The following is a 14,568-nucleotide window of genomic DNA, read 5'->3' as shown; positions in this document are numbered from 1 at the left end:
CGGGCGAGATCGTCAGCTCAACGCATCAGAAGGGATAACGACGCGCCGAGTGCTGCACGCTGATCCAGTGATCGCGAGTGAATTCGTCGATCGCCCAGTCGCCGTTGAAGCGCCCGAGCCCCGAGTTCTTTTCCCCACCGAAGGGCGCGTTGGCCTCGTCGTTCACCGGGATATCGTTGATATGGGTCATGCCCGCGCGAATCTGTCGGGCGAAGTTCACCCCACGCTCCAGGTTGCGACTGAACACCGCGCTGGACAGGCCGAATTCGCTGGCGTTGGCCAGCTCCAGGGCATGGGTCTCGTCCCGCGCGCGCAGCAGGCCCACCAGCGGGCCGAAGATTTCATTGCGCGCCAGATCCATGTCGACTGTGACCTCGCCGTAGACATGGGGCGCCAGCAGGTTGCCCTGGGCCCCGCCCTCGTAGAGCGGCTCGGCGCCTTCGCGGCGGGCCAGTTCGATCTTCTCGCGCAGGCCTTGCAACTGCCGCTCATTGATCACCGGGCCGATGACCGTCTCGATCGATTGCGGATCGCCGACCTTGAGGCCCTTGACCCGCTCGACGAAGCGCGCGGCGAAGGCGTCGTAGAGGCTATCGTCGACAATGATCCGGTTGACCGCCATGCAGATCTGCCCCTGGTGCAGGAACTTGCCGAACACCGCTGCGCTCACCGCCTGTTCGAGGTCGGCGTCGGCCAGGACCACGAACGGGCTGTTGCCGCCCAGTTCCAGGGCCACATGCTTGAGGTGCGCGCCGCCGCTGGCGATACGGCCGATACCACGACCCACCGGGGTCGAACCGGTGAAGGTGATCAGCGAGGGAATCGGATGTTCGACAAAGGCATCGCCGATCTCGCCGCCCGCCCCCACCACTACGCTGAGCACGCCCGCCGGCAGGCCGGCCTCCTCGAAAATCTTCGCCAGCAGCAGGCCGCCGCACACCGGCGTATCGCTGGCCGGCTTGACCACCACCGCGTTGCCCAAAGCCAGCGCCGGGGCGATGGAGCGCTGGGTCAGGTGCAGCGGGAAGTTCCACGGGCTGATGACCCCGACCACCCCCAGGGCACTGCGATAGACCCGGCTCTCCTTGCCCGGCACATCGGACTCGAGAATGCGCCCGTGAACCCGCGCCGGGAACGACGCCGACTCCAGGGCGATGGCCCGCGCCGCGCCCCACTCCAGCTGCGCCTTGAGCCGGGTGCTGCCGGACTCGCGAATGATCCAGTCGACGATTTCCTCGCGGCGCCGGTCGAACACCGCCACCACCTGATGCAGCACCGCCGCCCGCGTCGACGGCCCGAGCGCCGCCCATTGCGGCTGCACTTCGGCGGCCTTGGCATAGGCGGCATCCAGGTCCGCGCGGTTGGCCTGGGCCACTTCCAGCAACAGCGCACCATCGAACGGGTTGCTCACCGCCAGGGTTTTGCCGGCGGCGCCGGCGCGCCATTCCCCGGCGATGGGTTGCAGGTGCAGATCGCTGTAGACAGCTGGGGACTCACTCATGACAAAGCTCCTCGAAGGCAGGACTCACAGGAAAGAGGGGCTCGCGACTCAGGGCGTCGAACCGGGTTTGCAGGGTTATTCATGACCGCCTCCGGTGGCCGCCCGAGCCTCGATCAGGCGCAGCAGCCCCAGCAGGGTTTCGGTGTACGGCACGGCGATGCCGGCCTGGCGCGCCCTGGCCAGGACCTCGCCATTGATCGCGCCGATTTCCGTGGGCCGTCCGGCCAGCACGTCTTGCAGCATCGACGGCTTGTGCGTCCGGTGGTGGGCGATGGCATAGGCCACCGTCTCCAGGCAGCGCTGCGCATCCGTTGCCACCCCCACCGACTGCGCGACGCTGAGCACCTCCAGCACGATGGCCCGGGCCAGCGCCACGCCTTCCGGCGCGGCATCCAGTTGCCCCACCGTGCAGCCGGTGACGGCGCACAGGCTGTTCAAGGCCGCGTTGAACGCCACCTTCTCCCAGATCGAGGTCCAGACCTGCGGGTCCACCGCGCATTGCAGCCCCGCCGCCTCCAGCACCGCGGCCACCTGGTTGCTGGCCTGGCGTTCGACACCCTCCAGCGACATCAGCCGGACCACGCCCTGGCCATGGGAGCGGACATGGCCAGGCCCGGCCATGTCGGCGGGCCAGGTGGTCATGCCGATCATCACCCGCTGCGGGGCGACATGGCGGCACAGCGCTTCGGCGTTGCCCAGGCCGTTCTGCAAAGTCAGCACCCGCGTGTGCTCGCCGATATGGCCGGCAATGCTGCGCAGCGCACTGTCGGTGTGCTGGGCCTTGGTGAAGACCAGCAGCAGGTCAGGCTGGCCCGTTACCTGCTCTGGCCGGCAGGCGCTCAGGCCGCCGATGCGTCGGTCGCCGCTGTCGGTCTCCAGGCGCAATCCCTGGCGGCGGATCGCCTCCAGGTGCGCGTCGTTGATGTCCAGCAGCGTGACCTGCTGCCCGCTTTCCGCCAGCAGGCCGCCAAACAGCGAGCCCATGGCGCCTGCTCCGAGAATGCTGATGTTCATCGAACCTCCTTATGGCTGTGAGGGTTGATCGGCAAGGTGCTGCTTGTCGGCCCGGGCTGATCCAGGCACCCGCCGGGGAATATGGCGGCGCACCAGCACCAGGGCGATCAGCGCCAAGACCATCACCGTTCCGAGCAACGTCAGGTAAGCGTGGGCGCCGCCCTGGGTGATCACCGTGGCGCCGACGAAGGCGCTGAGGATCGCGCCCATGCGCCCGAAGGCCAGGGCCGATGCGGTGCCGGTGGCGCGCACGGCGGTGGGATAAATGAAGGCGCACAGCGCATAGAGGGTGGACTGCACGGCGTTGACGAACAGGCCATGTACACCAAAGCCGAAGATCAGCAGGCTGGTGTTCTGGTCGACGTCCACCGCCTGCATGGCGAAGGCGCTGGCTGCGCCGCCGGCGCAGCAGATCAGCAGCGGCCAGAACGAACCCCAGCGGGTCATGGCGACCGCACAGACCAGCGCGCCGATCACCCCGCCCAGGTTGTAGGCGGTAAGGCCCGAACTGGCCAGCGCCAGCGGCAAGCCTTCGGCCAGGAGCATGGTCGGCAGCCAGCTGAAGGCGCTGTAGACGGCGGTCAGGCACATGAAGAACGCCACCCAGACCGCCACCGTATCGCGCCCGTAGCCGGGGGCGAACAAGGCACGGAAGCCGCCCTGCTGCTCGCTCTTCTGCTCCAGCGCATCGGTGTAGCGCACGCCCTCGGGCATGGGTCGGCCCATGCGTCCCAGCAGCGCGGTCAACTCGCCCCAACGCTGCGGCCGGCGCGCCAGGAAACGCGGCGACTCCGGCAAGGTCGCCAGCAGCAACAGGCCCAGCACGATGGGCAGGCTACCGCCGATAAAGAACAGCGTGCGCCAGCCATACAGCGGCAGTACGTGGGAGGCGAACAGCCCCGCCAGCATCCCGCCCAGGGGCACACAGACGATGGTCGCCGTGACCGCCAGGGTGCGGCGGCGCGCCGGGGTGAATTCGGCGGTCATGGTGGTGGCGCTGGGCAAGGCACCACCGATGCCCAGCCCGGCGATAAAGCGCAGCGCCGCCACGGTCAGCGCATCCGGCGAGAGGCCGATGGCGCAGGTCGCGGTACCGAACAGGATCACGCTGGCGATGACCGCCATGCGCCGGCCGAAACGGTCGGCGAACAGCCCGGCGCAGGCACTGCCGATGCCCATGCCGATCAGCCCGGCGGCCACCGCGGGGGCGAAGGCCTCGCGGGTGATCCCCCATTCCTTGATCATCAGCGGTATGGCGAAACCGATGAGCTGACCGTCGAAACCGTCCATCACGATCGACAGCGCGGCCAGCAACACCACGATCTTCTGCATCCCGGTGTAGGGCCCGTCATCGAGCAAGGTGCCGATATCGGCACTGCCGGCAACAGGCCGCGATTGCCGGGGCGTCCCCTCCATCACTTCACTGACCGAAGTCGTGTTCATAGCCACCTCTTTTTATTGTTGTGGTGAGTGTGCGCAAGGCGCGGTTGGCATTGCCGGGCCTGCAGCCCGGCGCAAGCTCAGTCCTTGAGAATCAGGGTTCGATGGTCAGGGTCGGCACCTCGATCAATACCGGGCGATTGCCGGCCAGGGCCGCGCTGAAGGCGGCGGCGAACTCGGCGCCGGTGGCGGCATGCTGCGCCTGCACGCCGTAGCCCCGGGCGATGGCGCAGAAGTCCAGGCCCGGCACGTCCAGCCCCGGCGCATCGCTGACCTGCAGCACATCGGCGAACCAGCGCAGCGCGCCGTAGGTGCCGTTCTTGAGGATGATGAACACCACCGGGATGCCGTACTGCGCGGCGGTCCACAGCGCGGTGATGCCGTAGTTGGCCGAGCCGTCGCCGATGATCGCCACCACCCGCCGCCCGGGCGTCGCCAGTTGCACGCCGACCGCGGCCGGCAAGCCGAAGCCGAGACCGCCGGCGGCGGGAAAGAAGTAACTGCCGGGCTCGCTCATCTCCACCCGCTGCCAGAACGCGCCGACGGTAGAGGTGGATTCCTTGACGTAGATCGCGTCCCGCGGCGCCAGCTGGTCGATCAGGTCGAACACCGTTTCCGGGCGCAGCAGGCCGCCCTCCTCGCGCACCGGCGCCGGCAGCGGCAAGGCACTCGGCAGCGGCCGCTCGCTCTGTGGCAGCACGTTGACCAGGGCTTCGAGGGTCAGGGCGATGTCGCCCACCAGCGCATCACCCATGGGCGCCCGCGCCGCCTCGCCCGGATCGCAAGTCAGGTGCACCAGTTCACAGTTCGCCGGCAGGTAATCGCCCGGGGCGTATTGGTGGTAGCGGAACACCGGGGCGCCCACCACCAGGATCAGATCGTGCTCGGCCAGGCAGCGGCTGATCCCGGCGATGGCCGCCGGCAGCACGCCACGGAAACACGGATGACGGGTGGGGAACGGGCAACGCGAAGCGGAAGGCGCGACCCAGGCCGGCATCCGCAGTTTTTCCGCCAGCTGCACCGCCAGGCCGTTGCTGCCACTGCCGTCGACATCCGGGCCGAGCACCAGCACCGGGCTACGTGCCGCCGCCAGGCGCTCGGCCAGCGCTTGCAGTTGCGCCGCCGAAGGCAGGCCGGCGTTGGCCACCTGGCGCCGCGCCAGATGCTCGACCCCGGCCGGCGCCGCGCAGGCCCAGTCGTCATAGGGAATCGACACATACACCGGCCCGCGTGGCGCCAGGCTGGCCATATGGATCGCCTGGCTCAGGGTGCGCGGCACGTCCTGGGCCGAGGCCGGCTCGTGGCTCCACTTGACCAGGGGCTTGGGCAGTTGCGCCGCATCGACGTTGGCCAGCATCGCTTCCACGCCGACCATCGAGCGCACCTGCTGCCCGGCGGTGATCACCAGCGGGCTGTGGGAGTACCAGGCATTGGTCAGCGCGCCCATGCCGTTGCCGGTACCGGCGGCGGCATGCAGGTTGACGAAGGTCGGCTTGCCAGTGGCCAGGGCATAACCGTCGGCCATGCCGACCACCGCGCCTTCGTGCAGGCCGAGGATGTAGCGGAAGTCCTCGGGAAACCCCTTGAGAAACGGCAGCTCGTTGGAGCCAGGATTGCCGAAGATGGTGGTCAGGCCTTGCTCGCGAAGAATCTCGTAGGACGCAGAGTGAACGGTTTTCATAAGGACCCTTGTTATTGGATTTCGGGTTACTCTTGCAGCCGCTACAAAATTGATCAAATCGATACTATCTCTATCAAAAATAAGACCTGTCTATATCCCAGGGGCACCATGAGCCACATCGATCTGAACCTGATCCGCACCTTCGTCACCCTCTACGAAGCCCGCAGCGTGACCCTGGCCGCCGAGCGCCTGTTCGTCACCCAGCCCTCGGTCAGCTATGGCCTGGCGCGCCTGCGCGAGCTGTTCGACGACGCCCTGTTCAGCCGCACCCGCGACGGCATCCAGCCAACCTTTGTCGCCGAGCAGTTGTATGGCCCCTTGCGCGAATCCCTGACCCGCATCGAAAGCACCGTGCAGGGCTGTCGCCACTTCGACCCGGCGAGCACCGAGCGGCGCTTTCGCATCGCCCTCTCCGACCTCGGCGAAATCGGCTTTCTGCCGCTGATCCTCGCGCGCTTGAACCAGGACGCGCCGCTGGCCGAAGTCGAGGTCCTGCCGCTGCAGGTGGACCAGGTCGACGAGTGGCTGGCCAGCGGCAAGGTCGATGCCGCGATCTGCCGCCAGCCGGTCCCCGGCGTCCGCAGCCGAGTGCTGATGCACGAGCGTTATGTGTGCCTGCTCAGCACCGGCCACCCGCGCATCGACCAGCAGTTGAGCCTGGAACAGTTCCTCGCCGAACGGCACGTCGCCGTGACCCGCACCACCGGCCACGGCAATGTCGAAGACGTGCTGAAAAACATGAACGTGGAACGGCGCATCAGCCTGCATGTGCCGCACTTCTCGGTGCTGCCGAAAATCATTCCCGGCACCGACCTGCTGGCGGTGCTGCCGGCGCAGATCGCCCGGCTGTTCATCCATGAAGGCGAGCTGAAGCTGCTCGAACTGCCGTTCCCGGTGGCCGAGTTCGCCGTGTCCCTGAACTGGCATCCCAACAGCGACAGCTCCGCCGCCCTGCGCTGGTTCTGCGACACCATCGCCGACGCCATCATCAGCGGCCAGGGCCAGAGCCAGGGCTAGACGCCGGCCATCGCCGGCTGCGCCCGGGCCCGGGCCGGCTTGAGCAGCAACAGGCAGCCGGCGGCGATCACGAACACGCTGGCAAACACCCCGTACAGATGCAGCGGCTGCCAGCCGCCATCCAGCAGGAAGCCGGCCACGGTCGGCGAAAGGATCGCGCCGATGCGGCCGATACCGATGCCCCAACCAACGCCCGTGGCGCGCACCGAGGCGTCATAGACCATCGGCGACAGCGCATAGAGGCCGGCCACGCAGCCGTTGGAAAACAACCCGATCAGCAGCCCCAGGCCCAGCGCCGCGGCAATCGACGAGGCCGAGCCGACAAACAGCACCAGCAGGCCGGCGGTGATCAGCATGAACAGCGCCAGCACCCGGCCCAGCGGCCAGCGCGAGGCCAGGCCGCCGATCAGCGCCGCGCCGAAGATCCCGCCGACGCTGAGCAGCACCCCGCCGGTGATCCCCTGCTGCGCCGACAGCCCGGCGGCCACCAGCAGTTTCGGGGTCCAGCTCATGACGAAGTAGAAGCCGAACATCACCAGGAAAAACAGCAGCCAGATCAGCAAGGTGGTGCGGCGCATGGCCGGCGCCAGCAACTGGCCGAAACCGCTGGGCGCGCCGGGTTGCCTGGGCACCTCTGGCGGCAACTGTTCAAGCTCGGGCTGCTCCAGGCGCCGGGCCAGGCGATTGACCCGCGCCAGGGCATTGGCCGGGCGGCGGGCAAGCAGGAAGTCCAGGGATTCGGGCAGCCACAGCAGCACCAGGGGAATCACCAGCCAGGTCACCGCACCGCCGAACAGGAACACCGAGCGCCAGCCCCAATGGCCCAGCAACCACACCGCCAACAGCCCGCCCAGGGTGGCGCCCAGGGCATAACCGGTGGATTGCAGGCTGACCGCCAGGCCGCGCCAGCGCTTGCTGGAATACTCGCTGGCGATCACGTTGCTGCTGGCCAGAATGCCGCCAATACCGAGTCCGGTCAGGCCGCGCAACAGCGCCAGTTGCAAGGGAGTCTGGCTCAGGGCCGAGAGCAGCATGCCGAGCCCGGACAGCGCCAGGCAGAACAGGATCAGCGGACGCCGGCCGAACCGGTCGGCCCAGGGCGCGATAAACAGCGAACCCGCCGCCATGCCGAACAATCCGGCGCTGAGCAACAGGCCGACCTGCGCCCCGTTCAAGCCCCACTCGGCCGATACCGAGGCCGCGGTGAAAGCCATCACCAGCACGTCGAAACCGTCGATCATGTTCAAGACAATGCAGATGCCGATGGCCAGGCATTGGAAGGCGCTCATCGGGCCGCTGTCCACGCGGCTCTTCAGGTCGAGCGTCATGACCGCACCTCCCCAGCGCATAGCGGCGACAGCGAGAGGGAAAACAGCAGCGTGCACACAGACAGACGGCGGACGGAACCCAGGCAGTTCCGCGCCCTTGATAAGCCATTCATGACGAGACCCTTCTTGTAGTTTTTATCGGGGGACGGTCGGGAGGGACCCGCCATCGCCAGGTGGCTAATCAATCATTCAGTGGATCCATTAACAAGAGCTGAGATTGAACCAATCCCTGGAAAGACGACTGAAATCCATGGAGAAATACTGAGATGCTTTTATTTACTCAATAGAAATCAATCGTTTATTAAAACAATCATCTATCGATTTTTTCGGGCGATTATCGACCAGACTCAGCCGGCACAGACTGTTGATGATCTTGTGGCTGTGTGCGGCTAAAGAATCCCGATTTAGTGGATCCAATAACCTCAACGTTATGTAGGCAACCCGCACAATCCGTCATCTACCGAATGACAGTCCGCCCGAGGTGCGCGACCATGCCCATCGCTGCTCCCAGGCGCATCATCCACTGAAAGGAATCTCCCGCCCCATGACTAGCCGTCCGCTGTTCGCCCTGCTGCTTGCCCTGCCCATGTTGCTGCTTGGCGGTTGCGACCGCCCCATCCGCTGGATGCACCCCGATCCGTCCAAGGAGCTGCTGATCCGGGCCATGACCGAGCTCAACGGCTTTCACGCCTACGACAGTAGCGGTCATGAAGACAACAGCCTGATCACGGGTGTCGAAGCCATGCGATTGCTGGAAGACAGCACGAAAATCACCGAGAAGACCCCGGACTTCATGTTTGTCGAGATCAAGGGCCGGACCCTGACCATCATCGGCTACTCACAGACCTACCGCCCCCGGGGCCAGGACCACCAGACCCCGATGATCTACAGCTATGTCGGCGAGCTGAAGCGGGCACGTTATGCTCTGCCCCATATGGCACCGAACATTGACGACCTGAAGTTCACCTCCAGCCCGCAAGAGAAACTCAAGGTGGCGCTGCTGCCGCTGTCCAGCGGGCGAGTGATCTATCCCGATTTCAATGGCGACCTGAACATCGGCTCCGAAGGTGGCCGCTACAGCCAGATCAGCGCCTTTACCCGCAAGGACTGGGACGTGATCTTCTGACATCCTCGGCCGGGATTGGCGAGTCGCCGCCGCAGTACCAGCCCGGGTGCCGACCAGCTGAACCCCGAACCAGCACCGTTGCCGTTACGCCCTCCTGCATCAGCAGGATGACCTCGTCCTTAGACAACCTGTAACAACTCCGGCTGGCCCCGGCACCGCTTAAATGAGATGGTCCTCGGTTGATTGTTTTGGAGGCATGTCATGACTACATTTCAATTCATCGCAGGCATGGTCTTTTGTCTGGCGGGACTGGGAGTGAGGGCCTACCTGACCGTGCAGCATCCAGGGGAAGAAAAGGCCTGGCGTTCGTCCAGCGTGCGAAAGTCCGCCAAGTAAGCCTTGCCCCCTTCTCTGAATACCGCTGATGGCCTCGCCTGGACCAGGTGGAGGTTCATGGAAAATGCCCGTATCGCGCGATACGGGCATTTTTTTCGGCTCAAGAAATCAGTCATCCCGCCCGATGCTGGCCGGCAACAATGGCAAAATAGCCGCCGTCCATGCCCGAGATCGTCCCTATGCAAAGCACCCCCACCCTCACCGCCCGGGAAATCTGTCAGGTACTCAGGGAACTGGCGCTCGGCACCCGCACCCTGGGTCCATCGAGCCACCGCGTTTTGCTGGCGGACGATAGCTGGCAGGTGCGGCTCGATATCGAAGGCTGGACCCTGACCCTGGTCAACCATGGCCAGACCCTGAGCCATTGCGAGCAATGCCATTCGCCGGATGGCCGGGGCGGGACGCTCGACGCCTGGCAGCGCTACGGCACCGACCCGGTCAAGCTGCTGAGTATCTGGGAACACCAGCAGTTGCAGCGCCTGCTGCAGGCGTTGTGAACAAAGGTTCCTTCCATTACACCCAGGCCAATCCCCCGCCCGTCTGCTTAAGGAGCCGAAACCCGTGTCGTTCATCGGGATAACGGGAATCGGCCATGGCGTTTTTGCCGGGCTTCTATACTCATTTTCGCAGAGGCGCGCACCAGCACAGCGGGCCTCATGAGCGCAGTTCCGCCGTGAACATGAAGTCGCCAGCGGCAAAGGATTGCGAGGGGTGTGGCGCCACACGCGCCACCTGGCCTGATGCTGCAAGGAAGGTGCATTCATGAACACGATTCGACAGGATGTGGCAACACTCGGCTCCGGATGGGACAACAAGGTCCTGCTCAATTACGCGCTGGCCATGCGCGAACTGGACAAACTACCGATCACCAACCGCAACAGCTGGAAATTCCTCGGCGCCATCCACGGCTTCGATCGGCAGTTGTGGGTCGAGGTCAATGTCCTGGGCGATTCCGATCCGGTTCCCAAGGACCTGACCAACTTTACCTACGGCAGCCAGTGCCAGCACGGCAGCTGGTACTTCCTGTCCTGGCACCGCGGTTACCTGGCGGCCTTCGAGGCGATCGTCGCGGCCAAGGTCAAGGAACTGACGGGCGACGACTGGGCGCTTCCGTACTGGAACTACCTCAATAGCAAAAACCCGGATGCGCGGCGGGCCCCGGAGGCGTTCCTGGCGGACACCCTGCCGGACGGCAGCCCCAACCCGCTGAAGAAATACCCTCGCCGGCAGGGCTTTACCACGCTGCGGCCGAACTCCCTCGATGCCTTCAGCCTGGCGGCGATGCAGGAGAACGATTTCCAGGTCGGCAATGACGGCAGCATCGGCTTCGGTGGCGGGGTCACCGGCAATTTCGCCCAGTTCGCCCGCTGGACCGGCGACCTGGAGAACAACCCGCACAACACCGTGCATCGCCTGATCGGCGGTGGCGAAGGCTTCATGGCCGACCCGTACCTCGCCGCCCTGGACCCGATCTTCTGGTTGCACCATTGCAACGTCGACCGACTCTGGGAAGCCTGGATGAACACCCCGGGCAAGACCATGGTCCGTGATCCGCGCTGGCTCGACGGTCCGGCCGACCGCCGTTTCATCATGCCGGCGGTCGGTGGCGGTGACCCTGGCATGAAATTCACCGGCCGCGACACGTTGAAGGATGGCAAATTGCATCCGCGTTATGCCGACTTGAGCATCGGCACGGGCGTGAAACCAGGAGTAGAGGCTGTGACACGGGTCAAGATGGGTGCGCCGGAACAACAGAACATCGAACCGATCGGCGCCAACCGATCGGTGGTCACGGTCGGCGGCTCGCCAGTACGCACCCAGGTCGACCTCGACCGCCAGGCCACCAGCACCGGCATCGCCGCGATGGGCGCGACGGACCTGGGCCAGCCGGTGACCCGGCTCTACCTGGCGCTGGAATCGGTGCGCGGCTCCGCGCCCTCGCCGCAGCTTGCGGTCTACATCAACCTGCCGAAAGACAGCGATCCGCAGCAGCATCCCGAGTGCCATGCCGGCAGCCTGACGCTGTTCGGGCTGAACGTCGCCTCGCGCCCGGACGGTGGGCACGGCGGCAACGGGCTCGGCTATACCATCGACATCACCGACCTGGCCCAGCGCCTGACCGATGCCGGCGACTTCAACCCGGACTATCTGCGGGTGACCCTGGTCCCGGGCGAGCAGGTCTCGGCGGACAAACCGGTGACCGTGGAGCGGATCAGCGTGCTCAAGCGCAGTGGTATCGTCAGCTGAGTAACGCCTCATGCAACCCGGACCGGTCTTGCTCAGCTTCACCCGGGCGCCCTGGCCGTTGCTGTTCGCGACGGCCGGGCTGGGCCTGGCCCTGTGCCTCTACACCGCCGGGCACCGCAGCCTTCCCGCCTTCTGCAGTGCTGTAGGTGGGCTGTCCATCGTCACCAGCTGGCCCACCGCGCTGAAAGCGGAACTGGCGCTGAACCCGGCGCAGCAGATGCTGGCGGACTGGGCCCTGATGCTGCTGGCGATGATGCCGCCCCTGCTGGCGATGCCGCTCCTGCATGTCTGGCACTCCAGCCTGCCGCGCCGGCGCATCCGTGCGGCGCTCGGCTTCCTGCTCGGTTACACGATCTTATGGATGGCCGCCGGGCCGCTGCTGATGGTGCTCGCCTTGCTGCTGCAACTGAGCGTCGCCGGCGCGGCGCTGGCCACGGCCCTGCTGGTTGCCTTGCTGTGGAGTGCCAGCCCGTGGCAACGCGCGGCGCTCAACCGTGGCCACCGCCTGCGCCGGATCGGCCTGTTCGGCTGGGCCGCCGACCGCGATTACCTGGTGTTCGGCGCAACCCACGGGGCCTTGTGCATCGCTTCGTGCTGGGCCTGGATGCTGGTGCCACTGCTGGGCGGGGCCTGGCACATTCCACTGATGCTGGTGGCCGGGGCCATCATGCTGATCGAGCGCCTGGCACCGGGCGATCGGCCGCGCTGGCACTGGCCAGTGATTCTCCCTCGACTCGATCTCTGGCTCCTTATGACGCGCAAGGTGGCGCACGCCCATGACTAGACGGACCTGCCTGACGATCGGCGTGAGCACGCTGACGCCGCTACCCAACCAGACACTGCGTTTCGCCTACCTGGACGGCGCCGTGCTCGCCGCCCGTTCGATCGGCGACTGGGCGTTGCGCTCGGGCTTCGGCGCCGACAACGTCAGGATCGTCGACGACGGCCCCATAGACGGCCAGGGCAATCCGGTCACCCGCGAGCGGGTGCAGCAAGCGGTGGACGAGCTGTTCCCCGCGGGCGCCGAAGTGGTCGAGCAATTGATCCTGGCGTTTTGCGGCCATGGCCTGACCGACGCGAATATCGGCTCGATCTCCTGGCTGTTCAGCGACTCGCTGCGCCAGAAATACCGCGTCCTGGCCGACTCGTTCTACACCGAGTTGCTGCTGCACGGCGTGCAGCGCATCACCCTGATCACCGATGCCTGCCGCGAAGCGCCGAAGAACCTCGACCTGACGCGACTGGATGCGGTGCGCGGGATCGTCGTGCAAGGCACCCAAGTGGAAAACCCCAGGTTCGATCGCCTCGCTGCCTGCCAGGACGGACAGCTGGGTTACATGGTGTCCGAGCCGATGTCCGGCGCTCCGGGCAAATGCGTGTTCTCCGGGGTGATCGCCGATGCGCTGTGGGGCATCGAGCCGACCGCCATCAGCAATGGCCTGATCACCACCGCGACCCTCGGCATGTGCGTGCGCTCGCGCACCACCGAGCGGGCGAAGGAGTATCGCCTCAAGCTCAACCCGCAGTGCCTGGTCGATCCGGAGCCGGCCGTGCTCTACAACACCGCCCAGCCGTTGCCGGGCCCCGCCGGGTTGCAACCCTGGCCGGCCGCGGGCAACGCCGCCACCATGGGGCCGTCCCCGGCGGCCGGCCCGATGGATTCCGCCGAGCATAACCTTGAGCGGGTCCACAGCGACGCGGCCTTTCGCCAGCGCATGCTCGGCGCCGATTTCGGGCTCAAGCAGCACGACCTGGCAGTTCCCGCCGACCAGATGATCAGCATTCCCGATTCCAGCAAAGAGTTGCTGCAAGATCTGGTGGTGCTGCGCCAGCAGAGCCCGCGTTTTCCCGAGAAGAAACAGAAGGTCAAGGCGCTGGTCCAGCGCCTGGAAGCGGATGCCGCCGCCGAGATGCGCCAGTCCGCGGCCACCGAGGTTCGCCGCAGGATGAAACAGATCGGCGACCCCGGCGAGGCCAACCTGATCGTCTACGGCGAGGGCGCGAAGCTCTTGTCCCGCAACCCGATCGAGCGACTGGACAGCACCTCGCTGTTCGAGACGTTCCACGCCCCCAGCGATCCCCAGGGGATGCCGGTCCTGGTGGCGCTGGCCGACGGCACCTTCACGCCGGTGGTGCCTTATGCGGGTCAGTACGCCGTGGTGATGCCCAGCCCCCTCGGCGATATTTTCCAGGCCTACGGAATGCCCAAGGCCCCCGACAGATACCTGGCGATGCTCGGCGCGATCGACGATTTCGCCGCTGGCCGGCTACAGGCCGAAGACATCGACCAGTTCGCCGCCGGCGTGTGCCATAAAAAGCATGCCGACCCCATGCTGGGGGTGATCTGCGCCTACCTGTACCGCGCCGTTGCCGACTACGACAGCATCCGGCGCCTGGCGTATTTCTATGCCGCCCAGGGCCAGCCGGTGCCTTTCGACATCGCCTTGCTCGGGGCCATGCGGGTGACCCGGGAGCCAGACGGCACCCCACAGCTGCAAATACCGGCCGTCAAGGCGCGCGCGCTCCGGCCCAAGGCGGCCAAGGCCCCCGACTATATCCGGCGCGCGACACCCGCGGTGCAGGCCTGGATCGGTGGGCGTTGCCCCTGGCTGGGGCTGGGCTGGGACTATGTCAACGACCCACGGCCGGAATGGGCCGCACTGGTCGAAGGGCTTGCCGAGCATGCCAAGGCGGTGCGGCACAGCGGATCCACGGTGCTGCCAGAAAAGGCTGCCCGCAAGCTGGCAAAAGCCTGGCGCCTGCAGCCATCGGCCCGCGAAGACCTGACGCGACCCGCGGTAGCCCGCCAGGCGCCCGCCAAGGAAACGAACCGCCCCTCGCGGCGGTCTGAACAGTGATGGCATTGAGAATGGGGCAG

Annotated in this window: 11 protein-coding genes; 6 read left to right on the top strand and 5 right to left on the bottom strand. The window is 66.2% G+C overall.

All coding sequences use genetic code 11. The features are described from left to right. Nucleotides 1-25 precede the first annotated feature (25 nt). From J4D28_RS17600 to mdlC, 4 genes are all read right to left on the bottom strand, one after another. Nucleotides 26-1,501 carry an aldehyde dehydrogenase family protein gene (locus J4D28_RS17600; RefSeq protein WP_103331352.1) on the bottom strand — a complete coding sequence of 492 codons (1,476 nt, stop codon included), beginning with the start codon at nucleotides 1,499-1,501 and terminating at the stop codon, nucleotides 26-28. A gap of 75 nt (nucleotides 1,502-1,576) precedes the next feature. Beyond that, nucleotides 1,577-2,515 (bottom strand): ketopantoate reductase family protein, encoded by a 939-nt coding sequence (locus J4D28_RS17595; protein ID WP_103331353.1) that lies wholly within the window; start codon nucleotides 2,513-2,515, stop codon nucleotides 1,577-1,579. Between the two features lie 9 nt (nucleotides 2,516-2,524). Next, entirely contained in the window at nucleotides 2,525-3,958 is a 1,434-nt protein-coding gene (locus J4D28_RS17590) for an MFS transporter (protein ID WP_103331354.1), read from the bottom strand. A 91-nt stretch (nucleotides 3,959-4,049) separates the two neighbouring features. Beyond that, nucleotides 4,050-5,636 carry a benzoylformate decarboxylase gene (gene mdlC, locus J4D28_RS17585; RefSeq protein ID WP_028682345.1) on the bottom strand — a complete coding sequence of 529 codons (1,587 nt, stop codon included), beginning with the start codon at nucleotides 5,634-5,636 and terminating at the stop codon, nucleotides 4,050-4,052. A gap of 108 nt (nucleotides 5,637-5,744) precedes the next feature. On the opposite strand from mdlC, the gene J4D28_RS17580 reads away from it, so the two are divergent. Beyond that, a complete protein-coding gene (locus J4D28_RS17580; protein WP_103331355.1) occupies nucleotides 5,745-6,653 on the top strand; it encodes a LysR family transcriptional regulator in 909 nt (302 codons plus the stop codon). Here the strand turns inward: J4D28_RS17580 and J4D28_RS17575 are convergent. Beyond that, nucleotides 6,650-7,981 (bottom strand): MFS transporter, encoded by a 1,332-nt coding sequence (locus tag J4D28_RS17575; protein WP_103331356.1) that lies wholly within the window; start codon nucleotides 7,979-7,981, stop codon nucleotides 6,650-6,652. The two genes, J4D28_RS17580 and J4D28_RS17575, sit on opposite strands and share 4 nt — an antisense overlap. A gap of 544 nt (nucleotides 7,982-8,525) precedes the next feature. Between J4D28_RS17575 and J4D28_RS17570 the strand changes: the two genes are divergently transcribed. From J4D28_RS17570 to J4D28_RS17550, 5 genes are all read left to right on the top strand, one after another. Continuing rightward, nucleotides 8,526-9,107 carry a hypothetical protein gene (locus J4D28_RS17570; protein ID WP_009048550.1) on the top strand — a complete coding sequence of 194 codons (582 nt, stop codon included), beginning with the start codon at nucleotides 8,526-8,528 and terminating at the stop codon, nucleotides 9,105-9,107. A 515-nt stretch (nucleotides 9,108-9,622) separates the two neighbouring features. Then, complete coding sequence (locus tag J4D28_RS17565) at nucleotides 9,623-9,940, top strand: hypothetical protein (protein ID WP_103331357.1); 318 nt, start codon at nucleotides 9,623-9,625, stop codon at nucleotides 9,938-9,940. A 265-nt stretch (nucleotides 9,941-10,205) separates the two neighbouring features. Then, nucleotides 10,206-11,690: a tyrosinase family protein gene (locus tag J4D28_RS17560; RefSeq protein ID WP_028682343.1), complete on the top strand. Its 1,485-nt coding sequence runs from the start codon at nucleotides 10,206-10,208 to the stop codon at nucleotides 11,688-11,690. Nucleotides 11,691-11,700: 10 nt separating this feature from the next. Next, the gene (locus J4D28_RS17555) at nucleotides 11,701-12,474 is read left to right on the top strand and encodes a DUF2182 domain-containing protein (protein WP_009048547.1); all 774 of its coding nucleotides are present in this window, start codon (nucleotides 11,701-11,703) and stop codon (nucleotides 12,472-12,474) included. Further along, a complete protein-coding gene (locus tag J4D28_RS17550) occupies nucleotides 12,467-14,548 on the top strand; it encodes a hypothetical protein (protein ID WP_009048546.1) in 2,082 nt (693 codons plus the stop codon). The genes J4D28_RS17555 and J4D28_RS17550 overlap by 8 nt, the downstream gene beginning before the upstream one ends. Nucleotides 14,549-14,568: the final 20 nt, after the last annotated feature.

Source organism: Pseudomonas sp. GW531-T4, assembly GCF_017349615.1.
GTDB lineage: Bacteria > Pseudomonadota > Gammaproteobacteria > Pseudomonadales > Pseudomonadaceae > Aquipseudomonas > Aquipseudomonas chlororaphis_I.
This window is presented reverse-complemented; position numbering and strand designations above follow the sequence as displayed.